General features: G+C 65.6%; 20 protein-coding genes. 4 read left to right on the top strand and 16 right to left on the bottom strand.

Annotated elements, in window-relative coordinates; all coding sequences use genetic code 11:
• The first annotated feature begins 11 nt into the window (after window positions 1–11).
• Window positions 12–440 (top strand): DoxX family protein, encoded by a 429-nt coding sequence (locus LO55_RS10215; protein ID WP_071361375.1) that lies wholly within the window; start codon window positions 12–14, stop codon window positions 438–440.
• A gap of 4 nt (window positions 441–444) precedes the next feature.
• On the opposite strand, the gene LO55_RS10210 is transcribed toward LO55_RS10215, so the two are convergent.
• The 3 genes from LO55_RS10210 to LO55_RS10200 all read right to left on the bottom strand — a co-directional run bounded on the left by LO55_RS10210 (window position 445) and on the right by LO55_RS10200 (window position 3,399).
• A complete protein-coding gene (locus LO55_RS10210; RefSeq protein ID WP_143054496.1) occupies window positions 445–849 on the bottom strand; it encodes a hypothetical protein in 405 nt (134 codons plus the stop codon).
• Between the two features lie 84 nt (window positions 850–933).
• Window positions 934–2,649: a PQQ-dependent sugar dehydrogenase gene (locus LO55_RS10205; RefSeq protein WP_083415288.1), complete on the bottom strand. Its 1,716-nt coding sequence runs from the start codon at window positions 2,647–2,649 to the stop codon at window positions 934–936.
• 63 nt (window positions 2,650–2,712) lie between these two features.
• Window positions 2,713–3,399 (bottom strand): helix-turn-helix transcriptional regulator, encoded by a 687-nt coding sequence (locus tag LO55_RS10200; protein WP_071361373.1) that lies wholly within the window; start codon window positions 3,397–3,399, stop codon window positions 2,713–2,715.
• A 74-nt stretch (window positions 3,400–3,473) separates the two neighbouring features.
• Between LO55_RS10200 and LO55_RS10195 the strand changes: the two genes are divergently transcribed.
• Complete coding sequence (locus LO55_RS10195) at window positions 3,474–3,899, top strand: VOC family protein (RefSeq protein WP_071361372.1); 426 nt, start codon at window positions 3,474–3,476, stop codon at window positions 3,897–3,899.
• Window positions 3,900–3,964: 65 nt separating this feature from the next.
• Here the strand turns inward: LO55_RS10195 and LO55_RS10190 are convergent, their stop codons facing one another.
• The 9 genes from LO55_RS10190 to LO55_RS10150 form a co-directional block, all read right to left on the bottom strand.
• A complete protein-coding gene (locus LO55_RS10190; RefSeq protein WP_071361371.1) occupies window positions 3,965–5,068 on the bottom strand; it encodes a ribonucleotide-diphosphate reductase subunit beta in 1,104 nt (367 codons plus the stop codon).
• A gap of 117 nt (window positions 5,069–5,185) precedes the next feature.
• Complete coding sequence (locus LO55_RS10185; protein WP_071361370.1) at window positions 5,186–8,116, bottom strand: ribonucleoside-diphosphate reductase subunit alpha; 2,931 nt, start codon at window positions 8,114–8,116, stop codon at window positions 5,186–5,188.
• A gap of 663 nt (window positions 8,117–8,779) precedes the next feature.
• Window positions 8,780–10,237, bottom strand: coding sequence for a sigma-54-dependent transcriptional regulator (locus tag LO55_RS10180; RefSeq protein WP_071361369.1), 1,458 nt, complete (start codon window positions 10,235–10,237; stop codon window positions 8,780–8,782).
• Between the two features lie 3 nt (window positions 10,238–10,240).
• Entirely contained in the window at window positions 10,241–11,905 is a 1,665-nt protein-coding gene (locus LO55_RS10175; RefSeq protein ID WP_071361368.1) for a two-component system sensor histidine kinase NtrB, read from the bottom strand.
• A complete protein-coding gene (locus LO55_RS10170; protein ID WP_005665246.1) occupies window positions 11,906–12,154 on the bottom strand; it encodes a PP0621 family protein in 249 nt (82 codons plus the stop codon). It abuts the gene before it with no gap.
• Window positions 12,154–12,957, bottom strand: a complete 804-nt coding sequence (locus LO55_RS10165; protein ID WP_005665245.1) for a cytochrome C assembly family protein — start codon at window positions 12,955–12,957, stop codon at window positions 12,154–12,156. The genes LO55_RS10170 and LO55_RS10165 overlap by 1 nt, the downstream gene beginning before the upstream one ends.
• An 88-nt stretch (window positions 12,958–13,045) precedes the next feature.
• Window positions 13,046–13,843: an ABC transporter ATP-binding protein gene (locus tag LO55_RS10160; RefSeq protein ID WP_071361367.1), complete on the bottom strand. Its 798-nt coding sequence runs from the start codon at window positions 13,841–13,843 to the stop codon at window positions 13,046–13,048.
• Between the two features lies 1 nt (window position 13,844).
• Entirely contained in the window at window positions 13,845–14,711 is an 867-nt protein-coding gene (locus LO55_RS10155; protein ID WP_229410120.1) for an ABC transporter permease, read from the bottom strand.
• 10 nt (window positions 14,712–14,721) lie between these two features.
• Window positions 14,722–15,696: an ABC transporter substrate-binding protein gene (locus LO55_RS10150; RefSeq protein ID WP_071361366.1), complete on the bottom strand. Its 975-nt coding sequence runs from the start codon at window positions 15,694–15,696 to the stop codon at window positions 14,722–14,724.
• A 263-nt stretch (window positions 15,697–15,959) separates the two neighbouring features.
• On the opposite strand from LO55_RS10150, the gene ffh reads away from it, so the two are divergent.
• Both ffh and LO55_RS25810 read left to right on the top strand, forming a co-directional pair.
• Entirely contained in the window at window positions 15,960–17,327 is a 1,368-nt protein-coding gene (gene ffh / locus LO55_RS10145; RefSeq protein WP_071361365.1) for a signal recognition particle protein, read from the top strand.
• Between the two features lie 233 nt (window positions 17,328–17,560).
• A complete protein-coding gene (locus LO55_RS25810) occupies window positions 17,561–17,941 on the top strand; it encodes an SWIB/MDM2 domain-containing protein (RefSeq protein ID WP_005665240.1) in 381 nt (126 codons plus the stop codon).
• Window positions 17,942–18,080: 139 nt separating this feature from the next.
• Here the strand turns inward: LO55_RS25810 and LO55_RS10135 are convergent, their stop codons facing one another.
• From LO55_RS10135 to LO55_RS10120, 4 genes are all read right to left on the bottom strand, one after another.
• Window positions 18,081–19,454 (bottom strand): alkaline phosphatase, encoded by a 1,374-nt coding sequence (locus LO55_RS10135; protein ID WP_071361364.1) that lies wholly within the window; start codon window positions 19,452–19,454, stop codon window positions 18,081–18,083.
• A gap of 19 nt (window positions 19,455–19,473) precedes the next feature.
• Window positions 19,474–20,922, bottom strand: a complete 1,449-nt coding sequence (locus LO55_RS10130; RefSeq protein ID WP_071361363.1) for an alkaline phosphatase — start codon at window positions 20,920–20,922, stop codon at window positions 19,474–19,476.
• Between the two features lie 92 nt (window positions 20,923–21,014).
• Window positions 21,015–21,641, bottom strand: a complete 627-nt coding sequence (locus LO55_RS10125) for a lytic transglycosylase domain-containing protein (RefSeq protein WP_005665235.1) — start codon at window positions 21,639–21,641, stop codon at window positions 21,015–21,017.
• Window positions 21,641–23,362, bottom strand: a complete 1,722-nt coding sequence (locus tag LO55_RS10120; RefSeq protein WP_071361362.1) for a proline--tRNA ligase — start codon at window positions 23,360–23,362, stop codon at window positions 21,641–21,643. The genes LO55_RS10125 and LO55_RS10120 overlap by 1 nt, the downstream gene beginning before the upstream one ends.
• Window positions 23,363–23,409 lie beyond the last annotated feature (47 nt).

Genomic DNA, 23,409 nt, shown 5'->3' with positions numbered 1-23,409 from the left:
AAGGAACGACCATGTATGCCAACGCCACCCAGACCAGCCAGTCCATCATCCCCGCCATCGGCCGCATCCTGATGGCCACGATCTTCGTCTTCAGCGGCGTCGGCAAGGCGCTGGCGCCGGAGGCGACCCTGGGCTACATCGAGTCGGTCGGGCTGCCTTTCGCCTCGCTCGCCCTGGTCGGCGCGATCGCCATCGAGATCGGCGGCGGCGCTCTGCTCGCCCTCGGCTACCAGACCCGCCTCGTCGCGGCCGGCCTGGCGGCGTTCTCGCTGGTGACGGCCTTCGTGTTCCATAACGCGATCGGCGACCAGAACCAGCTGATCCACCTGTTGAAAAACGTCGCGATGGCCGGCGGCCTGTTGCAGGTGGTGGCCTTCGGCGCCGGCGCCTGGAGCCTGGACGCGGCCACCGGCCGCAAGGCCCTGCCGCTGGCGGCGTAAGGGTTCACAGGCCGAACGGCCCGTACCAGTAAGTGATGTCGATGACCGCGCCACGCTTTGAAACATAAGCCTGGCGCGTTTCGCAGTTGACGAACAGCGCGCGGAAGGTGCCGTCCAGTTGTCGGGACGGGATGTCGGCCGGATGGCTGCCGGTGGGACGCAGCGCCTCCGTTGAGTGGCCCGGCTTCGGATCGGTGTGCGTGATGAGCATGCCGGCCAGCTTGAACCCGCCTTCGGCGTCGCGCGCCAGGGCGCGTTCGATCAGGCCGGCGCAGGCTGCGTCGCGGGGCATGCGCTCCGGATGGATGGCCGGGGCCAGCGGCAGCCGGACGGGTTCCGCTTGACTGGCGGCGCAGGCGCCGTGGGTGACGGCAAGGAATACTGCCAGCAAACTACCGGGGTGTCGCATGCGCTGCTCCGGATCGTAGGTATTCAGGAATCGACGCGGCGGCCGCCGCGTCGGTTCCATCATAGCGCAAGCCCTGGCGCCGATCTAGCGTTTGGGAACGATGCGCCACACCGTGCCGCCGGCGTCGTCCACCACCAGCAAGGCGCCGTCGGCCGCGACTTCGACCGCGGCCGGGCGGCCCCAGACGTCGCGGTCGCTGATCACCATGCCGCTCATGAAGTCCTGGTACTGCCCGGTCGGCACGCCATCCTTCATGAACACGCGCGCCACCTTGTAGCCGGTGCGCACGCCGCGGTTCCAGGAGCCGTGCAGCGCGACGAAGACCTCACCCTCGTACTCCTTCGGGAAAGCGTGCTTGGCGCCCTTCGGCGCGTGATACACCACCATGCCCAGCGGCGCCGAGTGGGCCTGCAGCAGCACGTCCGGGGTGATCGTCTTGCCCTTCAGGTCGGGGCGGATGCCTTTCAGGCGCGGGTCTTCGTTGTCGCCGATGTAGTACCACGGCCAGCCGTAGAAACCGCCCTGCTTCACACGCGTCAGATAGTCCGGCGGCAGGTTGTCGCCCAGCGCGTCGCGCTCGTTCACATTGCACATCACGTCGCCGGTGGCCGGATACACCAGCAGGCCGACGCAGTTGCGCAGGCCGGTCGCATACGTGCGGCGGTTCTTGCCGTCCGGGTCGAAGGCCATCACGGTGGCGCGGTCGGTCTCGACGCCCCAGGCGCTGCCTACGCCGTGCTTTTTCTCCCACTCGGCGAGCGGCAGCGGCGGCTTTGGTCCGATGTCGCTGGCGACGTTGGTGGCCGAGCCGATCGACAGCAGCATCGTCTTGTCGTCCTTCGAGAACACCAGGGTGCGGGTGGTGTGGCCGCCGCTGGTCTCGGACAGCTCGGGGATCACCACCTCGGCTTGCCCGCGCGCCTTCAGGTCGCCGTTGCGGTAAGGGATGCGCACCACCGAATTGACGCCCGCCACGTACAGGTATTGCGGGTTGGCGCCGGACGGCCAGAACGCCATGCCGTAAGGACGCGACAGGCCGCTGGCGAACACTGCGACGGTATCGGCCTTGTCGCCGTTCTTCGAGCGCAGCACTTTGACTTCACCGGCGCCGGTCGCGGCCAGGAACACGTCGCCGTTCGGCGCGCGCAACGCCACGCGCGGCTTGTCGGCATCCTGGGCGAACACGCTCACCTCGAAGCCCGGCATCACGATCGGCAGCGTGCCGTTCGGACGCGCCTGCACGCGCGGGCTGTTGCCGGCGCTCTCGGTGGCGAACGGCTTGGCCAGGTCGCCCGGCTTGATGTGGAAGATCTTGCCTGGCTGGGTGTCGTCCCAGGAACCGGCGCGGTCCGCCGGCCTGGCGGCTGCGGCCGGCGCGATCGTGGCGGTGGCGGCCGTGGCAGGGCCTTGCAGGCTGGCCAGGTAGTCGATCAGCGCGGTGCGCATCTTCTGGTCCGGCACGCCGACCGGCATCGTGGTGCCGGGCACGCGCTTGGCCGGGTCGAGCAGGAACACGTCGAGTTCTTCACGGGTCCAGACCAGGCCCGCGGCGCCGGCCTTGGCCAGCGCGCCCGAATAGCCGAAGCCTGGGATGCCGGCAGCCTTGCGGCCGACGACGCCGAACATGCCGGGACCGGCCAGCGGCGACAGCTTCGCATCGACCGTGTGGCAGCTGGCGCAGTTGTTCTGGAAGATAGTGCGGCCGGCGGTGATTTGCGGCGCGGAGGCGGCATGAGCGACGGATACCGTCGCCAGGCTGGCGAGCATGAGGGCATGCAGCGTCAGGGTGTTGGCTTGCAAGGTTGTCTCCTGGTCAGGCGTGAAAAATCGCCATCATAGGGCAAGTTATCCCTGCGCACGCATTTATCCTTCGTCGGCCAGCCTGGCGCCGTAATCGCGCAGCAGCGCCGCGCGGCGCGGCCTGAAACTGATGCCGGTGGCCGCGACCGCGGCGATGCGGTCGGCGCGGAACATCCGGAAGTCGTCGCGCAGGCAGCAGCGCGCCAGCACCACCAGCATCCGGTCGAGGTAGACGATGGCGAGCGGCCAGATCGTGCGGCTGGTCGCGGCGCCATCGCGGTCGACGTAATCGATCGTGAGCGCCTCTTCGCGCCAGCAGCAGGCGCGGATCAGCGCCATGTCGGGAAGGCGTGCGAAACGCTCGCTGAAATGGTGGACCCGCGACACCGCATGCAGCAGGTGCTGCTGCCCCAGCGACGGCAGGGTCGCGGCCACCTTGCCCAGCACCGACTCGGCCGCCGCGGCCAATGCGGGGTCGCCCATATTGCGCACTTCGGCCAGCCCGAGGGTGAGCGCCTCGATCTCGATGCGGCTGAAAGTCTGCGGACGCAGGGTGCCGTCTTCGACCAGGGTGTAGCCGAACCCGGGCTCGCCGCCGATCTCGGCGCCGCTCGCGCGCAGGCTCTCGATGTCGCGGTAGACCGAGCGCACCGAAACCCCAGTCTCCTGCGCCAGCTGGGCCGCCGTGACCGGCGCCGGCAAGCGGCGCAGGGCATCGAGCAAGCGGAAAAGACGATTGGGGCGGGACATGGCTACTGACAGGAATTGGCAGGACGATTTCCTATAGTAGCACCTGTCTTTTCCACCACCCAAAGGAGTTCACCATGTCGGTCCAGGCAGTCATCCACCTCAATTTCCAGGGCCAGGCGCGCGCCGCCCTCGCCTTCTACCAGTCCGTGTTCGGCGGCGAGATCATGCAGGTCACCTACGGCGAGTCGGGCAAGGTCAACGATGCCGCGGACGCCGACCGCATCATCTACGGCCAGGTCAAGGCGCCGAGTGGCTTTCATATCATGGCCTACGACGTCGAAGCCGCCAAGCCATGGGACCAGGGCCGCAATGCCTTCTTCGCCGCGCTGGTCGGCGAATCGCAGGACGAGATCAGGACGCTGTGGAATGGACTGACGCACGGCGCCGATATCGAACAGCCGCTGGCGGCAGCCGATTGGTCGCCGCTGTACGGCATGCTGAAGGACCGCTTCGGCGTGACCTGGATCGTGAACGTCGTCGTGCCTGTGGACGGCGCCTGAGGCGGTCCGGAAAAACAAAACCCCGCAGCTGCGGGGTTTTGTCATTCATGCGATGCCGATGGCAATCAATCCCAGCTCAGGGTGCCGCCGGTCTGGTACTCGGTCACACGCGTCTCGAAGAAGTTACGCTCCTTCTTCAGGTCGATCATCTCGCTCATCCACGGGAACGGATTCTCTTCGTTCGGGAACAGCGGCTCCAGGCCGATCTGCACCGCGCGGCGGTTGGCGATGAAGCGCAGGTAGCCCTTGAACATTGGGGCGTTCAGGCCCAGCACGCCGCGTGGCATGGTGTCTTCGGCGTAGCGGTATTCCAGGTCGACGGCCTGCAGGAACAGGGCCTTGATCTCGTCGCGGAATTCCGGGGTCCACAGCTGCGGGTTTTCCATCTTGATCGTGTTGATCAGGTCGATGCCGAAGTTCACGTGCATCGACTCGTCGCGCAGGATGTACTGGTACTGCTCGGCGGCGCCGGTCATTTTGTTCTGACGACCGAGCGCCAGGATTTGCGTGAAGCCGACGTAGAAGAACAGGCCTTCCATCAGGCAGGCGAAGACGATGATCGACTTCAGCAACTTCTGGTCGTTCTCGACCGTGCCGGTCTTGAAGTCGGGGTTGGTCAGGACGTCGATGAACGGGATCAGGAACTGGTCCTTGTCGTGGATCGATTCGATCTCGTTGTAGGCGTTGAAGATCTCGCCTTCGTCCAGGCCCAGCGATTCGACGATGTACTGGTAGGCGTGGGTGTGGATCGCTTCTTCAAATGCTTGGCGCAGCAGGTACTGGCGGCACTCGGGGGCGGTGATGTGGCGGTAGGTGCCCAGCACGATATTGTTTGCGGCCAGCGAGTCGGCGGTCACGAAGAAGCCCAGGTTGCGCTTGACCAGGCGGCGCTCGTCTTCCGACAGGCCGTTCGGGTTCTTCCACAGCTCGATGTCGCGCTGCATGTTCACTTCCTGCGGCATCCAGTGGTTCGCGCAGCCGGCCAGGTACTTGTCCCATGCCCACTTGTACTTGAACGGCACCAGCTGGTTGACGTCGGTTTCGCCGTTGATGATGCGCTTGTCGTCGGCATTGACGCGCTTGGCCACTTCAGCGGCGGGAGCGGCGTCAAGGTTGGCGGCTTGTGGGGCGCGCTGGGCGCTGGTTGGTTCGTCGTCCCAAGAGAGCATGGTGATTTCCTTCTGTCGTGGCCTGGCGCGAACAAGCGCGGTGAGGCCACATGATGTGTTGATAGCGGAGATGATGGTGCGGGCGACCGTCCGGTCGGCCCGCACCCGGTTACAGCATTACTGGCAGGCTTCGCACTCGTCGAAACCGGCGTCGCCCGGACGCAGGTAGCAGGCGGCGCCTTCGGCTTCCGGTGCGGCTGGCGCCGCTGCCGCGGCGGCGGCCACCGAAGCGGCTGCCGGCGCTGCATGACCTGCCTGCAGGCCGCCCGAGACCGGCACGGCGTTCAGGGCGCCGGTGCGGGTGGTCGACTTCTCCAGGTGGGTCGCGGCGATGGTGCGCAGGTAGTAGGTGGTCTTCAGGCCACGCAGCCACGCCAGCTTGTACGTCTCGTCCAGCTTCTTGCCCGAGGCGCCGGCCATGTAGATGTTCAGCGACTGGGCCTGGTCGATCCACTTCTGGCGGCGCGAGGCGGCTTCCACCAGCCACTTCGGCTCGACTTCGAAGGCCGTTGCGTAGATGTCGCGCAGGTCTTGCGGCACGCGGTCGATCTTGGACAGCGAACCGTCGAAGTACTTCAGGTCGGCGATCATGACTTCGTCCCACAGGTCGCGTGCCTTCAGGTCGCGCACCAGGTACGAGTTGATCTCGGTGAATTCGCCCGACAGGTTCGACTTCACATACAGGTTCTGGAAGGTCGGTTCGATGCAGGCCGACACGCCGATGATGTTCGAGATGGTCGCGGTCGGGGCGATCGCCACGCAGTTCGAGTTACGCATGCCGAACTGCTTGATGCGCTCGCGCACCGGGGTCCAGTCCATCGATTCGCTGGTGTCCTGCTCCAGGTAGCCGCCGCGTTCTTCCGCCAGCAGCTTGATCGAGTCCTGCGGCAGGATGCCGCGGTCCCACAGCGAGCCGGTGTAGGTCTCGTAGCGGCCGCGTTCTTCGGCCAGCTCGGTCGACGCCAGGTAGGCGTAGTAGCAGACCGCTTCCATCGAAACGTCGGCGAACTTCACCGCTTGCTCCGACGCGAACGGGATGCGCATCATGTGCAGGCAGTCCTGGTGACCCATGACGCCCATGCCCACCGGACGGTGACGCAGGTTCGAATTGCGCGCCTTTTCCACCGCGTAGTAGTTGATGTCGATGACGTTGTCCAGCATGCGCATCGCGGTGCGGATGGTCTTTTGCAGCTTGACGTGGTCCAGGCCATCGCCCTTCATGTGCTGCGGCAGGTTCACCGAGCCCAGGTTGCAGACGGCGATTTCGTCGGCGCTGGTGTTCAGGGTGATCTCGGTGCACAGGTTCGACGAGTGCACCACGCCCACGTGCTGCTGCGGCGAACGGATATTGCATGGGTCCTTGAAGGTGATCCATGGGTGGCCGGTTTCGAACAGCATCGACAGCATCTTGCGCCACAGGTCCATGGCTTCGATCTTCTTGAAGACCGCCATTTCGCCGTTGGCCGCTTTGGTTTCATAGGCCAGGTAGGCTTTCTCGAAGGCCTTGCCGGTCAGGTCGTGCAGGTCTGGCGTCTCGGACGGCGAGAACAGGGTCCAGCTGCCCTTTTCCATCACGCGCTTCATGAACAGGTCGGGAATCCAGTTCGCGGTGTTCATGTCGTGGGTGCGGCGGCGGTCGTCGCCGGTGTTCTTGCGCAGGTCCAGGAATTCTTCGATGTCCAGGTGCCAGGTTTCCAGGTAGGCGCAGACCGCGCCCTTGCGCTTGCCGCCCTGGTTCACCGCCACGGCGGTGTCGTTGACCACTTTCAGGAACGGGACCACGCCTTGCGAACGGCCGTTGGTGCCCTTGATGCGCGAGCCCAGCGCGCGCACCGGGGTCCAGTCGTTGCCCAGGCCGCCGGCGAACTTCGACAGCAGCGCGTTCTCTTTGATGGCGTCGTAGATGCCTTCCAGGTCGTCGCCGACGGTGGTCAGGTAGCACGACGACAGCTGCGAGCGGCGGGTGCCCGAGTTGAACAGGGTCGGGGTCGAGCTCATGAAGTCGAACGACGACAGCAGGTTGTAGAACTCGATGGCGCGCGCTTCGCGGTCGTCTTCGCGCAGGGCCAGGCCCATCGCGACACGCATGTAGAAGGCCTGCGGCATTTCGATGCGCACGTCGCGCACGTGCAGGAAGTAGCGGTCGTACAGGGTCTGCAGGCCGATGTAGCCGAACTGCAGGTCGCGGTCGGCGACGATGGCTTTCGCCAGGCGCTCGAGGTCGTACTTGCCCAGCTCTTCGTCCAGCAGCTCGGCCTGGATGCCCTTCGCCACGTATTGCGGGAAGTAGGTCAGGTATTCGGCGGCGGCGCCGGCTTGCGGCACTTCGTGGCCGAACACTTCTTTACGGATGGTGTGCAGCAGGATGCGTGCGGTCACCTGGCTGTAGGCAGGGTCTTTTTCCATCAGGGCTCTAGCAGCCAGGATGGCGGACTTGTACAGCTCTTCGACCGGCACGCCGTCGTACAGGTTCTTCAGGGTCTCGGCGACGATCGCGTCGGCGTCGACGTGCTTTTCCAGGCCCGAGCAGGCGGCGTTAACGAGGGCGTGGACGTCGCTGATGTCCAGCAGGCGGCGTTCGCCGCCGTCGACCACGTGGATCTGCGGCGCGGCGACCGGCGCGCCACCTAGAGCTTCCTTGGCCGCGCGGCGCTCGTCCATGCGCTTGGCGCGGTACAGCACGTATTCACGCGCGACGTCGTGTTCGCCCGAACGCATCAGCGACAGCTCGACCTGGTCCTGCACGTCTTCGATGTGGAAGGTGCCGCCGTTCGGCTGGCGGCGCACCAGCGCGGCCACCACGTTGCCGGTCAGCTGTTCCACCAGTTCGCGGATGCGCGCCGAGACCGCGCCCTGGCCGCCGGCCACGGCCAGGAAGGCCTTGGTCATCGCGACCGAGATCTTGTTCGGCTCGAAAGCGACGACGGCGCCGTTGCGGCGGATGACGCGGTAATCGCCGCGCGCGACGATCTCGGCCGGGGTTGGGCTGGTCGACGCCGATCCTGGGGTGACGTGTTGGTTGATCGAGATGTTCTGTGCTGTTTGCATTGAGCCTCCAGGATGAGCGGCGGACCGCCTTTGTACATGAGAACCGGGTGGCGAATGGCGCCGCGGTCCGTCAACAAAATTAAAAGCAAAACAAATCCCCGCCAGCCGGTGGCCGATGCTGGCAAACCAGAGAAGCAGGGTTAAGAATATGTAAATAAAGCTTGTCAGCAGATGCTTAATAGACAAGTCGCTGAACAAACGTGTGGGCAATTTGTGGGCAACTTGTGGACAACGTGCGGACAACTCTCAGCTGGCCAAAATGCTAGTACCGTTCGGTCTGCTACCACTACATCTAGTGCCAAGCTTTGATATGAGACTAATTGTAGTACCTCGCTTGCGATCGAGGCAAGCTAATAAATGGTCATTTTTTTTGTTTTTTGGCGTGCGCAGTCTTGACATTTCAGCGTCGTACAAAAGAAGGGGAGCACACGGTGAGCAAGCACTAACATCAGAAAAATCTGCACCAAATGGGCAAATTACGCAGGAATCAAAACGAGGCGCGCATGCTCCGCCACAGCGCATTATGCACCAAAATAATTACCACAAAGTAACATAACCAGGTGACTGGAGGCGATCGGCAGGGTCGGCAGATCCTGCCGACGCGGCGATCGTTGGCGCCCCTTGAGCGCGTCGGCGGCAGAGCCGCCAACCCTACGAATGTCGTCAATCGTCCGGCGCGCTGATGTCCAGTTTCTGCATCTGATAACGCAGCTGGCGCACGCTGATCCCCAGCAGGCTCGCCGCCTGGGTGCGGTTGAACTGGGTCTGCTGCAGCGCGCGGCCGATGATGTCGCGTTCGACCTGCTCAAGATATTCGGGCAGGTTGCTCGGCAGTTCGGCGGGGCCGAGGGCGACCGGAGCAGGCGCCGCCTTGGGTGCAGGCGGCGCCGGATCAGCGACGGGGGTCACCAATGTCGGCGCCGCTGCGGCAACCGGCGCAGCGGCGCCGTCGTCCTTCCGCCCCCCTTCCACCGGCCGCGCCGCCTTGAGCGACAAGTCCCCGACCTGGATCACGCCATCGTTGGCGAACGCCAGCGCCCGTTCCAGCACGTTCTCCAGCTCGCGCACATTGCCGGGGAAGGAATACGCCTTCAATGCCTCCAGCACGCCCGCCCCCAGCGACGCCTGCCCCGGCCCGGCCAGCCGGTCCAGGATGCCGTTCGCCAGCAGGGCCAGGTCGTCCAGGCGCTCGCGCAGCGGCGGCAGCGCCAGCTCGATCACGTTCAGGCGATAAAACAGGTCTTGCCTGAACTTGCCGGTCTCGACGCAGCGCGCCAGGTCCTGGTGGGTGGCGCTGATGATGCGCACGTCGACCGGCTCCTCGCTCGTCGCGCCGATCTTGCGCACGCGCCGCTCCTGGATCGCGCGCAGCAGCTTGACCTGCATCGCCAGCGGCAAGTCGGCCACTTCGTCCAGCATCAGGGTGCCGCCGTTGGCGGCCTGGAAGAAGCCGTCGCGCTCCTCGGCCGCGCCGGTGAAGGCGCCCTTGCGGTAGCCGAAGAACTCGGCCTCCATCAGGGTTTCGGGGATCGCGCCGCAGTTCACCGCTACGAAGGGTTTACCTGCACGCGAACTCTGGGCGTGGATCTCGCGCGCCGCCAGCTCCTTGCCGCTGCCGGATTCGCCGGTGATCGAGATCGGCGCCATCGAGCGCGCCAGGCGCGCGATCTGCGCCCGCAGCGACTGCATCGCCGCGGAATGGCCGATCATGCGCGAAGCAATCGCTCCACCGTCAGGCGCCGCGGCGCCCCCTTCCGACAGTTTCAGGGCCGAGCGCACCATTACGCGCAGCGCGTCGAGCGCCACCGGTTTGGCGATGTAGTCGAAGGCGCCGGCCTTGAGCGCCACCACCGCGTTCTCGGCGCTGCCGTAGGCGGTGATCACGGCGACCGGCGTGCCCTTGCCCGAGGCGGCGATCTCGCGCACCAGTTCCAGCCCGAGGCCGTCCGGCAGGCGCATATCGGTGAGCACCAGCGCGTAGTCGTGTTCCTCGAACAAGGCACGTGCCTGGCGCAGGGTGGCGGCGCTGTCGACGTCCAGACCCATCTTGAGCAGGGTGATCTCGAGCAGCTCGCGCAGGTCGGCTTCGTCGTCGAGCACCAGGATGCGGGGCGCGCTCATGGCTTACTCCAGCGCGAAAGTGATGACAAAGCGGCCGCTGGCCTTGCGCGGTCCCAGCGCGGACGGGTCGAACCGGTATTCATAATCGAGTTTCGCATCGTTGTTCAGGCACAGTTCGCGCGCCAGGTAGAGTCCCAGGCCGGTTCCCTTGCTCGACGTAGTATAGAAGGGCTCGAACAGGTGGTCGCGCACTTCCGGCGTGATGCCGGGGCCGTCGTCCTGCACGTGCAGCTCGCGCCGGCCGGCGGCGTCGCGCGCCGGAAAGATGCGGATGCTGGCCGGCTGGCGGCTGGCGTAGCGCACCGCGTTGTTCAGCAGGTTGAGCAAGACCTCGTGCAGGTGCAGCGGATCGAAGCGCACCGCGCTGCCGCCCGGATCGCCTATATAGACTATATCACCGGCCAGGCCGTGGATTTCGCAGAATTCGGCCTTCAACTCTTCCAGGAACGGGCCGAGCGCCACCGGTTCGCCGTTCGGCTGGGCCTTGCGCGACAGCTGCAGGATGTCTTCCACCATGCGGTTCACGCGCGTCACGTTGTCGCGCACGATCTTCAGCAGGCGCACCTCGGCCGGGCCGTGCAGGTCTTCGGCCAGCAGCTCGGTGGCGTGGCCGATCGCCGACAGCGGATTGCGCACCTCGTGCGCGATGCTGGCGGTCAGGCGGCCCATCGAGGCCAGCTTGAGTTGCTGCGCCTGGTTTTCGATGGCGCTCACGTCCTGCATGAAGATCACGCTGCGGCCGGCCGCATCGACACCGTCGGCCACGCGCGCGAAGCGCAATTTGAGGTGCACCGGCTGGTCGCGCCGGCCGCGAATTTCGGCTTCACCATCGCCGGCGCCGTCGCCTTCGCGGTAGGGTTTCAGGGTGACGAAGGCCTTGTCGTTGTCGGGACCGGCCAGCCAGGCGTCGAAGGCCAGCGCCACCGGCTCGAAGGCCGGCACGGCATGCAGCAAAAAACCAGCGTCGACCTGCAGGCCCAGCATGCGGCGCGCCGCCGGGTTGCCGGTGAAGACCGCGCCGTCCTCCCCCACCACCAGGATGCCGTCGCCGACGTCGGCGATCACGATCTCGTTGATCGCCTGCTGGATGCGCAGGTCGGCGCCGTGCCGGGCCGCCAGTTCCTCTTGCTTGAGCAGGCGCGCCGCCAGGCGGTTGACCATCAGTACGCCGGCGAAGAAGGCGGCGCCGAACAGCCCGGCCTGCATCAGCGGCGGGTCGCGCCCCTCGACCACCAGCTGCCAGACGTTCAGTCCCAGCAGGAACAGGGTCGCGACCGCCGCCGAGAACAGCGCCAGCACCAGCGGCGCCAGGATCGCGGCGCCGGCCAGCGGGAACAGATAGAGGATGCCCAGGCCGCTGCGCATGCCGCCGGCGGCCAGGTACAGCAGGGAAATCACCAGCAGGTCGACCGCGATCTGCACCCCGAGCTGGATCAGGAAGCGCCGTTGCCAGCGCGCCGCCAGCGCGAACAGCGCGGCGGACAGCACATAGAAGACGCAGGTTTCGGTGTTGACCGGGTCCGGGCGCAGCTGTCCGCTTTCCAGGTCGACGCCCAGGTACAGCAGCAGCACCAGGGCGATGACGATGCGGGTGACGGTGAAGGTCTGGAGCGAACGCCACAGGGTGACGCGCGCGCCCGCCGACAGCCTGCCGGACGCGGGCTTCAACTACTTGGGCGGCAGGCGCACGTGGCCTGGCGAGCAGTAGTCCTGGCCGTCGGCGTGCACCGACTCGGACGCCGGGAAATACACGCCGCAATGGGCGCACTGGGCCATGGCCTCGATCTGGCCGGTCGGCGCGGCCGGGCCGCGCTGCATATGCGGAGGAACCCCGTTGCGCTTGGCGAGCGCGCGCAGCTTGCTGCGCACGGCGAAGACCACGAGGACGATAAGGGCAATCCAGAACAAGATACGCATCAGTAGACTCCCCGGTGCAGGACGACTTCGAGCACGAAGCGACTACCGACGTAGGCCAGCGCCAGGGTGGCGAAGCCTGCCAGCGTGAAGCGCAGCGCGGTCTTGCCGCGCCAGCCCTGCCACTTGCGCCCGGCCAGCAGCGCCGCGAACAGCGCCCACGAGAGCAGCGCGAACACGCTCTTGTGGTCGAGCAGCAGTGGCCGGCCGAACACCTGTTCGGAGAACACGAAGCCCGACAGGACCGTCAGGCTGAGCAGGACGAAGCCGATCCAGATCACACGGAACAACAGTTTTTCCATGGTGAGCAACGCCGGGAGCTGGTCGAGCGCGGAGCCAAACCAGCCGCCGCCGGCGGTGCGGGTATGCAGCCGCGTTTCTTGCAGCGCCATCAGCACGGCGTGGAACGCGGCGATGGTCAGGGTGCTGTAGGCCAGCACCGCGACCGCGATATGCCAGCCGAAGGCGGCGGTTTTGCCGGCCAGCGGCGTCAGGGTGCCCGGGAACAGCAGCGGCAACAGGGTGGCCGCCGCCGCGAACGGCATCACCAGGCGGCGCAGGCCGTCGAGGGCGAAATTGCGGTTCTCGAACCAGTAGGCAGCCACCGAGACCCACAAGGCGCTGGAAATCATGATGGCGAAGCCGACCCGCAGCCGTCCCGGCACCATCACGTCCATGCCGAGCGCGACGCCATGCAGGGCCCAGGCCCCGGCGGTCACGCCAGAGATGACGGCGCCCAGCCGCGACGGCAGCAGGGCGCATACCGCGTACAGGAAGGCAGCGGCAAGGAAGAGGGAGTTCTGCATAATAAGAGTCTACACCATCGGCGAACGCCGGTGGGAAGCCCCCCTCTGCCCCGCCGATGGCGCCGCCACATATATATATGGCGGATGTTCAATCCACCGCCGCCATCCGCAACTCGTCGTTGTGATGCCGCGCCTGCTCTTCCATCACCATCAGCCCCAGCTCGCGCTTGAGCTGGTTGAATTCCGGCGCCGCCGGGTCGCGCGGGCGCGCGATCTCGACCAGGAGGTCGCGCTTGATCGTTCCCGGCCGGTACGTCATCACGACGATGCGGTCGGCCAGGTAGATCGCCTCCTCGATGCTGTGGGTGACGAACAGGATCGTCTTTTTCAGCTCGGCCCACAGGCGCAGCAGCTCGTCCTGCAGGTTGCGCCGGGTGAGCGCGTCGAGCGCGCCGAAGGGTTCGTCCATCAGCAGGATCGGCGAATCGAGCGCCAGCACGCGCGCGATCGCCACCCGCTGGCGCATGCCGCCGGACAGGTCCTTCGGGTAGCGGGCGCGAAAGTCGGCCAGCGACAGCAGCTTGAGCAGGTCGTCCACCCGGCGGTCGATCTCCGGTCCGCGCATGCGCTTGATCTCGAGGCCGAAGCGGATGTTCTGCTCGACCGTCATCCAGGGAAACAGCGCGTATTCCTGGAACACCATGCCGCGCTGCGGCCCCGGCCCGGTGACCGGGCGGCCGTCGACCAGGATCGCGCCCGAGGACGGCGGCGCGAAGCCGGCCACCGCATTGAGCAGGGTCGACTTGCCGCAGCCGGAAGGGCCGAGCAGGCAGGTGAACTGCCCGCGAGGGATCTCCAGGTCGATGCCCTGCAGGGCCACCACTTCATGGTCTTCGGCGCCGAACACTTTATTGACGCCTTCGATGCGGATATGGATGTCGTTCATGTCAGTGCTCCAGGCCGCGGTGCCAGCGCAGCAGATAGTTGTTCAGCCGATTCACACCGATGTCGATCAACAGGCCCAGCACGCCGATGCTGATCATCCCGGCGATGACCTTGTCGGACCAGAAGTACTCGCGCGCCTCCGAGATGCGGAAACCCAGGCCGCTGTTCACGGCGATCATCTCGGCCACGATCACGACGATGAAGGCGGTGCCGATCCCGATCCGCACGCCGGACAGGATGTAGGGCACCGCCGCCGGCAGGATCACGCGCAGGAACATCGTCAGCTTGCCGGCGCCGAGGTTGTGCGCCGCGCGCAGATAGATGCCGTCGACCTGGCGTACGCCGGCGATCGTGTTCATCAACACCGGGAAGAACGCCCCGATCGCGATCAGGAACACCGCCGGCGGATTGCCGAGCCCGAACCACAGCATCGCCAGCGGGATGTAGGCGATCGGCGGGATCGGCCGCAGCACCTGCACCAGGGGATTCATCCAGGCGTGCACGCGCTGGCTGGCCCCCATCGCCAGCCCGAGCGGCAGCGCCAGCCCGGCGCCGATGGCGAAGCCCACCACCACCCGGTACAAGCTGGCGACGACGTCGACCGGCAGTTCGCCGGACAGCGCCCATTTGAGCCAGCCGCCGTCGGTGTACTGCGCGAACGGCTCGAGCGGAAGCAGGTAGTCGACCCACTTGCGCCACACGTCCAGCGGCGCCGGCAGCACCTGGCGGTCGACCAGGCCGCTGGCCGCCACCCATTGCCAGAGCGCGATCGCCAGCACCGGCACCACCAGGCCGGTGGCGTCGTTCCATCGGAGCCGCGCATTGCGCGAACCCCGGCGCGGCGTCTTGCGTCGTTCGATGCGTTCCATGTCGTCTCCCTTACTGGATGTTCAGGCTTTTCTTGGCCGAGGCCAGCAGGTCGGTGCGGACCCAGTCGCTGGCCAGCGGCGGACGCGCCATGCGCCCCACCCCGGTCTGCGCCATGACGTCGGTCGTGACCTGGATGTGCTGGGGCGTGATGTCGTAGGAGTACGGCGAATTGGCCATCGCCGCGCGGAAGTCGGCGGTCGTGATCTGGCCCTTGAACATCGACTGGCGCACATAGTGTTCGGCGACGTCGGGCCGGTCGATGAAGGTGCGCGTGGCCTGGACGAAGCAACGCATGAACTTCTCGGCCAGCGGCCGGCGTTCGCGGTAGAACTTCTCGGTCATGACCATGGTGCGCACCGGCTCGCCGATCGGCGTCCCGTAGGGCTTCATGACCTCCTTCCCGAAACCCATATTGATCGCCTGCGACGATTGCGGCTCGGATTGCATCATCGCGTCGATGTGCCGGCCCAGCAGCGCCTGGTTCAGCTCCGGATAGGACAGGTACACCAGCTGCACGTCCTTGCGGCCGCTGGTGTCGGCGCTCAGCTTGTTGCGCGCCAGTTCGGCCATCAGGAGCACTTCCTGGATGCCGCCGCGGGTGACGCCCACGCGTTTGCCCTTGAGCTGGAGGATGGACGCGATCTTCAGTTCGGGCCGCGCCACCAGCCGCGCCCCGCCGCGCGCGAAGCCGGCCACCACCACCACCGGAGCGCCGCCGGCGCGGCCCTGGATCGCGGCCTCGGACGCGGTGGCGCCCACGTCCAGCTCGCCGGCGATGATGGCCTGCATGATGTCCAGCCCCTTGGCGAACATCTTTTCCTCGACCCGGATGCCGCAGCTTGGGGCGATTTCCTTGATATAGGACACGGCGCCGAAATGCGCCAGCTTGAGATTCCCCAGCCGCACCACGTCCTGGGCCGTGGCGCTGCCGCCGGCGGCCACCAGGGTGAGCGCGACCAATGTCTTACCAAACATCTCCCTCATATCAGTTCTCCTTGGACCGATTGTTAACACTAATGCTTGCCGGAAAGGCCAGTAGGCAATACACCATGGCGACCGCGGCTTGTGTTTGCGCTATCCCAAAAGGCGACGGCATTTGGGAAAAATGGTCGGTACAGGGCAGGTTCGGCCAGGTTCGGCCAGGCGCGCTATGCCGGGAGGCCGCGCTGCAAGGTAAAATGATGCGTTGGCGACCTGCGCCAGATCCGACTGCGCTTTTTTCTTGCGCTTCTTTCTATTAGGTAGACATGCTAGATAACCTCACCCAACGCCTTGCCAAGGTCGTCAAGACCATGCGCGGCGAGGCCCGCCTGACCGAGGCGAACACCGCGGAAATGCTGCGCGAAGTGCGCATGGCCCTGCTCGAGGCCGACGTGGCGCTGCCGGCGGTGCGCGAATTCATCGCCAAGGTCAAGGAAAAAGCCCTGGGCGAAGAAGTCGTCGGCTCGCTGTCGCCCGGCCAGGCCCTGGTCGGCGTGGTGCAGAAAGAGCTGGCCGCCCTGATGGGCGCCGACCTCGGCCCTGAAGCCACCCAGATTTCCTTCGCCCAGCAGCCGCCGGCGATCATCCTGATGGCCGGCCTGCAGGGTGTGGGTAAAACCACCACCACTGGTAAGCTGGCCAAGTACCTCAAGGAACAAAAGAAGAAGAAAGTCCTGACCGTCTCGGCCGACGTCTATCGTCCCGCCGCGATCGCCCAGCTGGAGTCGGTGACCAAGCAGGTGGGCGCCGACTTCTTCCCGTCCACCGCCAACGACAAGCCGGTCGACATCGCCCGCAACGCGCTGGACTGGGCCAAGAAGCATTACCACGACGTCCTGATCATCGACACCGCCGGCCGCCTGGGCATCGACGAGGCGATGATGCAGGAGATCGCCGCCGTGCACGGCGCCGTCAACCCGATCGAGACCCTGTTCGTGGTCGACGCCATGCTGGGCCAGGATGCGATCAACACCGCCAAGGCCTTCAACGACGCCCTGCCCCTGACCGGCATCGTGCTGACCAAGCTCGATGGCGATTCGCGCGGCGGCGCGGCGCTGTCGGTGCGTCACGTGACCGGCAAGCCGATCAAGTTCGCCGGCGTGTCCGAAAAGCTCGATGGCCTGGAAGCGTTCGATCCCACCCGCATGGCCAACCGCGTGCTGGGCATGGGCGACATCCTGGCGCTGGTCGAAGAAGCGCGCAAGGGCGTCGACGCCGAAGCCGCGGCCGAAATGGCCAACAAGATCAAGGCCGGCGGCCGTTTCGACATGAACGACTTCAAGGCGCAGCTGACGCAAATGAAGAAAATGGGCGGCATGGCCGGCCTGATGGACAAACTGCCGGCCCAGTTCCAGCAGGCCGCGAGCGGCGCCAATATGGACCAGGCCGAGAAATCGGTGCGCCGCATGGTCGGCATCATCGATTCGATGACCCCGGCGGAACGCGCCAAGCCCGAGCTGATCAAGGCCAACCGCAAGCGCCGCATCGCGGCCGGCGCGGGCGTGCAGGTGCAGGAAGTCAACCGCATGCTGAACCAGTACGACCAGATGCAGACCATGATGAAAAAGCTCAAGGGCGGCGGCCTGATGAAGATGATGCGCGGGATGAAGGGGATGATGCCCGGCTTGCGCTAATCCGCATGCCAATCGGCGAGAACCGTGCAAAGTATCGCTTTGCGCGGTTTTTTTTACGCCGCTTGTCAGCGTTTTTTCGTTCTCATGCGTTGTTGTGTGCGATAACGCCCATTCGGCGGGTTTTACGAGTGAAAAAGTTTTGAAAAAGACTTGCACGAACTGTAAAACGCTACCAATATAGGCGTGCGATAAATTACGCACTTTTCCACGTGTTCGTTTTAGGAGGCTCGAAGATGGCAACAGCCAAAAAAACCACTGCAGCGCCAGCAAAAAAAGCCGCTGCCAAGCCTGCTGCAGCGGCCAAGCCGGCAGCAAAAAAGGCAGCACCAGCAGCGAAGTCGGCCGATAAGCCGGCAGCCGCGCGCAAGCCGAATGCTGCTTTCATGAAAGCCATGACCCCGTCCGCCACGCTGGCCGCCGTCGTCGGCGACAAGCCGCTGCCGCGCACCGAAGTGACCAAGAAGGTCTGGGATTACATCAAGTCGAAAGACCTGCAAGACGCAGCAAATCGTCGCATGATCAATGCCGACGACAAGCTGAAAGCCGTTTTCGGCGGCAAGGCACAAGTCTCGATGTTCGAAATGACCAAACTCATTTCGGATCACCTGAAATAAGCCACCGGCTATTTCAAAAAGCTTCAAGCTTAAAAAAGCCCCGGTTTCAAACCCGGGGCTTTTTGTTATTCGGCTGTAAATAATAGTGGCAACCGGCTAATAACCTTTCGGATCGACGCTGTGCCCCGATCCGAATCCATTACAAGCCCGCCGCTGCTTTCATCAGGTGAAACACCTGGGTATTCTCGATCGTGCCCTTGAACGGCGCCGATCCGGCCCCGGTCGCATACAGTTTGACGTCGCCGCCGCCATGGGTTTCCGACGACTTGTGCACGCCGGTTTCCTGATGGTAATCGTCGCTCTGCGCCACCACGCTGTCGATGTCGGCGCGCACGTCTGGGCGGTTCGGGCCGTTGCCGAACACCAGGGTGGTGAAAGTCTTGCCGTCCGCATCCTTCTTCGGCTCGCCCGACGCATAGTCGCGCACGATGTCGGTGATCGGATTGCCGCGCTTCGGATAGCCGTTGATCTGCATCGTGTGGTCATGGTCGGCGGTCAGCACGATCAGCGTATTCTGCAGGCCCGGATCGATGGCGCGCATGCGCTCGATCGCCAGCTGCAGGGCATCGTCGAAGGCCACCGTCTCTTCCAGCGCATGCTTGGCGCGGGTGTCGTGCAGGGCGTGGTCGATCTTGCCGCCTTCGACCATCAGGAAGAAACCGTTCGGATTCTTCGACAGCAGGTCGATCGCCTTGCCGGTCATCTCGGCCAGGGTCGGCTGCTCCGGGCGGCGCTGGTACGAGTAGTCGAGATGGCTGGTGGCGCTGAAGATGCCCACGAACTTGCGGCCCGGCTGCGCCGACATCATGCCGGCGCGGGTGCCGGCCACGTAGTAGCCGGCGCCGGCGAATTCGGCCATCAGGTCGCGCCCGTCGGGCCGGCCCTTGGGATTGGTGGCGGCGTCACGCGGCGTGAAGTGGTTGCGCCCTCCTCCCATCAGCACGTCCACGCCGTCGCCCAGCGCCTGGTTGTAGCCGGCGCCGCCGGGCACGATCTGCTGCGCGATGGCATAGACCGCGTCGCGGCTGCAGCTGTGCGCGAAGGTCGATGCCGGCGTGGCGTGGGTCAGTTCGGTGGTGGTGATGGCGCCGGTCGCCTTGCCCCGGGCCTTGGCCAGTTCCAGGATCGTCACGGCCGGCGTGCCGTTGTTGGCGCCGCACTGGTCGACGCCGTCCTTGCTCGGATCGATCGGACGCGCGCCGGCCTGCGAGATGACGTCGTTGTTCATCTTCACGCCGGTCATGTAGGCGCCCATCGACGGCGCGCTGTCGGTGGTCTGGTAGTCGGCCGAATAGGTCTTGATGCGCGCGGTGCGCTCCATCAGGCGTTCGAAATGCAGCAGGCTGTCCTCGCCGCCGCGATAGATGCGGGCGGCGGTGATCACCGACGGACCCATGCCGTCGCCCAGGAAGAAGATGATGTTCTTGGCCTTTTGCTGGGCCGCGGCCGGGGTGGAGAATGCAGCGCAGCAGCAGGCGGCGAGCAGCAGCGGAGTAAAACGTGTGAAAGTCATGGTGGCTCCTGGTCGCGGCTTACAGGCCGGCGGCGGTCTTGATCAGGTTGAACACGCGGGTGTTGTCGATGGTCCCGCGGAACAGTTCGGCGTTGGCGCCGGTCGCGCCCAGGTAGACGTCGCTGCCGCCATGGGTCTCGGCGCCCGTGCGGGTGCGCACCACCGCTTCCTGGTGGTAGTCGTCGCGCGTCACGACCTCGTCGGTCAGGTGCGCCGTGCGGTCGCCCGCGTGGCGCTGCTCGCCGGTGCCGAAGCCGATGATGGTATATGGCTGGCCCTTGCCGTCCAGGGCCGGCTTGCCGTCGGCGTTGCGCACCAGGCCGATCACGCCGGGGTTGGTCGGCGTGGTCTTGCCGGTGCGGGCCGCGTAGCCGTTCAGGATCAGGGTGTGGTCATGGTCGGCGGTGGCGACGATCAGGGTATGCTTCAGGCCCGGATCGAGCGCTTCCATGCGGTCGATCGCCGCCTGCAGCGCCGCGTTATACGTCACCGTCTCTTGCAGGGCGCGCTTGCCCAGGGTCGCGTGCAGCGCGTGGTCGATCAGGCCGCCCTCGATCATCAGGAAAAAGCCATTCTTGTTCGAAGCCAGCAGGTCGATCGCCTTGGTCGCCATCGCCGGCAGGGCCGGCTGGCGCGCCGGGTCGCGGGTGGCGTCGAAGTTCATGTGGTTCGGCGCGAACAGGCCGACCGCCGGCTGGCCCGGCTGCAAGGCATCGAATTGCGCGGTGTCGCTCACCACGCGAAAACCTTTGGAGCCCAGTTCGGCCAGCAGGTCGCGGTTATCAGCGCGCTTGCCGCCCTTGGCGAACGGCGTGAAGTGCTGGGCGCCGCCGCCGAACAGCACGTCCAGGCCGCGCGCGCCGAGCGCCGGGTTGTAGCCGGCGCCGCCCGGCACCAGGCTGGCGGCGATGTCGGTTTCCAGCTTGCGGTGGCAGGCGTGGGCATAGGTCGAGGCCGGGGTGGCGTCGGTGACGCTGGTATTGGTGACCACGCCGACCGCCATGCCGCGGCGCTTGGCCAGTTCCAGCAGCGTGACTGCGGCGGTGCCGTTCTCGCAGCGGCTGACCAGGGCGTTGCCGTTGGCATCCTTGCCCGGCGCGATCGCACGGGTGCCGAAGGACATCGAGACGACATTGTTATTCTGTTTCACGCCGGTCATGTAGGCCGCCATCGAGGCGGCGCTGTCGGTGACCTGGGCATCGTTCGAGAAGGTCTTCACGAAGGCCGACTCGGGCAGCTTGTCGATCGCCAGCTCGCCGTCTTCGCCGGCGGCGAAGATGCGCGCCGCGGTCAGGGTGTTGATGCCCATGCCGTCGCCGAGGAAGAAGATGACGTTCTTCGCGCGCTGGTCGACGGCGTTGACGCCCTGCGCGGTGGCGGCGGTGGATGGATTCGACGCGGGCGGCGTTGTCGCGCAGCCGGCGAGTGCCGCCAGCAGCGCGGCGGAGGCAAGAGTGGTCGGTCGCATGCAGTCCTCTGCTTGGGAAAGCGGAAAGTCTACACTGCTAAGGTGACACGTTGGTGAACTGAAATGTTGGGGTTTTGTACAGCATGCCCGGTCTAGATACCGTGCTTGAATTCCCACTTCTTCCACGCCGCCAGCACCGCGTTCGGGTATTGCGGCTTGCCCCGGCTGCCGTTGTAGCGGCCCAGCGCCAGGTACAGGTTGCCGGCTTCCATGTCGATATACATGCGCAGGATGGCGCAGCCATAGCGCAGATTGGTCTGCATGTGGAACAGGCGGCGGCGGTCGCCGTCGCCGATCACCTTGGTCCAGAACGGCATCACCTGCATATAGCCGCGCGCGCCGGCAATCGAGATCGCGTACTTGCGATAGGCCGATTCGACCTGGATCAGGCCCAGCACCAGCCCCGGATCGAGGCCGGCGCGGGTCGATTCATACCAGACCGTTTCGAGGAATTCGGTGCGGGTCTGGACGTCGGGCAGGCGCTTGGCGAGCCGGCCCGACATCTCCTGGAACCAGGCTTGGTAGCGCACCCGCGCCGCCTCGGTGCGGAAAGTCGGCCGCGGCGGGCGCGCGTCGGCGATGGCATTGGCCAGGGCCAGGCGCACCGAATCCGACAGCGCTTCTTCCTTCTGGTTGCCGGCGAACGCCTCTCCTCCACCCAGGCCGAAGGCGCATGCGAGCACGGCGCCTCCGATCCAGGAGGCGAGGCGCAGACGCATCACTTGCCCAGCTTGCCCTTGATGAAGGCGACCATGTCGGCCACCGGCACGCTGCTCGCCGCTTCGTCGCGGCGGCCCTGGTATTCCAGGTTGCCTTCCTTCAGGCCACGCTCGCCGATCACGACGCGGTGCGGCACGCCGATCAGCTCCCAGTCGGCGAACATCGCGCCCGGACGCAGGCCGCGGTCGTCGACGATGACGTCGATGCCGGCTGCCTGCATGTCGGCGTACAGCTTCTCGGTGGCTTCCTTGACCATCTCGCTGCGGTCCAGGCCCATCGGGCACAGCACCAGCTCGAACGGCGCGATGGCGTCAGGCCACACGATGCCCTTGTCGTCGAAGTTCTGCTCGATCGCCGCGCCCAGGATGCGGGTCACGCCGATGCCGTAGCAGCCCATCTGCAGCGGCGCGGGACGGCCACCTTCGTCGAGGAAGGTCGCGCCCATCGCTTCCGAATAGGCGGTGCCGAGCTGGAACACGTGGCCCACTTCGATGCCGCGCTCGATCGCCAGCACGCCCTTGCCGTCCGGCGAAGCGTCGCCCTCGACCACGTTGCGCAGGTCGGCCACGACCGGCTCTGGCAGATCCCGGCCCCAGTTGGCGCCCGTGTAGTGGAAGTCGGCCTCGTTGGCGCCGCACACGAAGTCGGCCATGTTGGCGACCGTGCGGTCGGCCACGACGTTGACCGGCAGCTTGGTGTTGATCGGACCCAGGTAGCCCGGCACGGTGCCGAACACCTCGAGAATCTCGGCCTCGGTGGAGAAGCGGAAGTCCTTCAGGCCGGCGACCTTGGAGACCTTGATCTCGTTGAGCTCATGGTCGCCGCGCAGCAGCAGCACCCAGAAGCTCTTCTTGCCTTCTTCGCTCTCGACGGTCAGGGCGATGGTCTTGACGGTCTGCGACAGCGGCAGATTCAAGAGCTCGGCCACGCTCTCGCACTTGGTCTTGCCCGGGGTCGGGGTCTTGGCCAGCGCCTGGGTCGCCGCGCCGCGGGTGCCGCTGGCCACCGCTTCGGCCGCTTCCATATTGGCCGCGTAGTCCGAGTCGGGGCAGTACACCAGCGCGTCTTCGCCGGTGCTGGCGATGACGTGGAATTCATGCGAACCGGTGCCGCCGATGGCGCCGTTGTCGGCCGCCACCGCGCGGAACTTCAGGCCGAAGCGGTTGAAGATCTTGGTGTAGGCGTCGAACATGGTCTGGTAGGACTTCTGCATGCCTTCCAGGTCGCGATCGAAGGAGTAGGCGTCCTTCATCGTGAATTCGCGGCCGCGCATCAGGCCGAAGCGCGGACGGCGCTCGTCGCGGAACTTGGTCTGGATGTGGTAGAAGTTGATCGGCAGCTGGCGGTACGATTTCAGTTCGCTGCGCACGACGTCGGTGACCACTTCCTCGGAGGTCGGCTGGATCGCGAAATCGCGGCCGTGACGGTCCTTGACGCGCATCAGCTCGTCGCCCATCTTGTCCCAGCGGCCCGTCTCTTGCCACAGTTCGGCCGGCTGCACCAGCGGCATCAGCAGTTCGATCGCGCCCGCGCGGTTCATTTCTTCACGGACGATCGCCTCGACCTTGCGGATGACGCGCAACCCGACCGGCATATAGGTATAGATGCCGGAACCCAGGCGCTTGATCATCCCGGCGCGCATCATCAGCTTGTGGCTGACGATCTCGGCATCGGAAGGCGCTTCTTTAAGAGTTGAAATAAAAAATCGTGAGGCGCGCATATCAGTGAATTCTTTTTAAAAAGAGAGGGTTATAATCGACCTAATTT

Origin of the sequence: Massilia timonae, assembly GCF_001866515.1 — a bacterium.
Lineage (GTDB): Bacteria > Pseudomonadota > Gammaproteobacteria > Burkholderiales > Burkholderiaceae_D > Telluria > Telluria timonae.
This window is presented reverse-complemented; position numbering and strand designations above follow the sequence as displayed.

Bases quoted from the DNA above. Each gene is read 5' to 3' on its own strand.
- LO55_RS10215 (WP_071361375.1), top strand. From the start codon at position 12: ATGTATGCCAACGCCACCCAGACCAGCCAGTCCATCATCCCCGCCATC.
- LO55_RS10210 (WP_143054496.1), bottom strand. From the start codon at position 849: ATGCGACACCCCGGTAGTTTGCTGGCAGTATTCCTTGCCGTCACCCAC.
- LO55_RS10200 (WP_071361373.1), bottom strand. From the start codon at position 3,399: ATGTCCCGCCCCAATCGTCTTTTCCGCTTGCTCGATGCCCTGCGCCGC.
- LO55_RS10195 (WP_071361372.1), top strand. From the start codon at position 3,474: ATGTCGGTCCAGGCAGTCATCCACCTCAATTTCCAGGGCCAGGCGCGC.
- LO55_RS10190 (WP_071361371.1), bottom strand. From the start codon at position 5,068: ATGCTCTCTTGGGACGACGAACCAACCAGCGCCCAGCGCGCCCCACAA.
- LO55_RS10185 (WP_071361370.1), bottom strand. From the start codon at position 8,116: ATGCAAACAGCACAGAACATCTCGATCAACCAACACGTCACCCCAGGA.
- LO55_RS10180 (WP_071361369.1), bottom strand. From the start codon at position 10,237: ATGAGCGCGCCCCGCATCCTGGTGCTCGACGACGAAGCCGACCTGCGC.
- LO55_RS10170 (WP_005665246.1), bottom strand. From the start codon at position 12,154: ATGCGTATCTTGTTCTGGATTGCCCTTATCGTCCTCGTGGTCTTCGCC.
- LO55_RS10165 (WP_005665245.1), bottom strand. From the start codon at position 12,957: ATGCAGAACTCCCTCTTCCTTGCCGCTGCCTTCCTGTACGCGGTATGC.
- LO55_RS10160 (WP_071361367.1), bottom strand. From the start codon at position 13,843: ATGAACGACATCCATATCCGCATCGAAGGCGTCAATAAAGTGTTCGGC.
- LO55_RS10155 (WP_229410120.1), bottom strand. From the start codon at position 14,711: ATGGAACGCATCGAACGACGCAAGACGCCGCGCCGGGGTTCGCGCAAT.
- LO55_RS10150 (WP_071361366.1), bottom strand. From the start codon at position 15,696: ATGAGGGAGATGTTTGGTAAGACATTGGTCGCGCTCACCCTGGTGGCC.
- ffh (WP_071361365.1), top strand. From the start codon at position 15,960: ATGCTAGATAACCTCACCCAACGCCTTGCCAAGGTCGTCAAGACCATG.
- LO55_RS25810 (WP_005665240.1), top strand. From the start codon at position 17,561: ATGGCAACAGCCAAAAAAACCACTGCAGCGCCAGCAAAAAAAGCCGCT.
- LO55_RS10135 (WP_071361364.1), bottom strand. From the start codon at position 19,454: ATGACTTTCACACGTTTTACTCCGCTGCTGCTCGCCGCCTGCTGCTGC.
- LO55_RS10130 (WP_071361363.1), bottom strand. From the start codon at position 20,922: ATGCGACCGACCACTCTTGCCTCCGCCGCGCTGCTGGCGGCACTCGCC.
- LO55_RS10125 (WP_005665235.1), bottom strand. From the start codon at position 21,641: ATGCGTCTGCGCCTCGCCTCCTGGATCGGAGGCGCCGTGCTCGCATGC.
- LO55_RS10120 (WP_071361362.1), bottom strand. From the start codon at position 23,362: ATGCGCGCCTCACGATTTTTTATTTCAACTCTTAAAGAAGCGCCTTCC.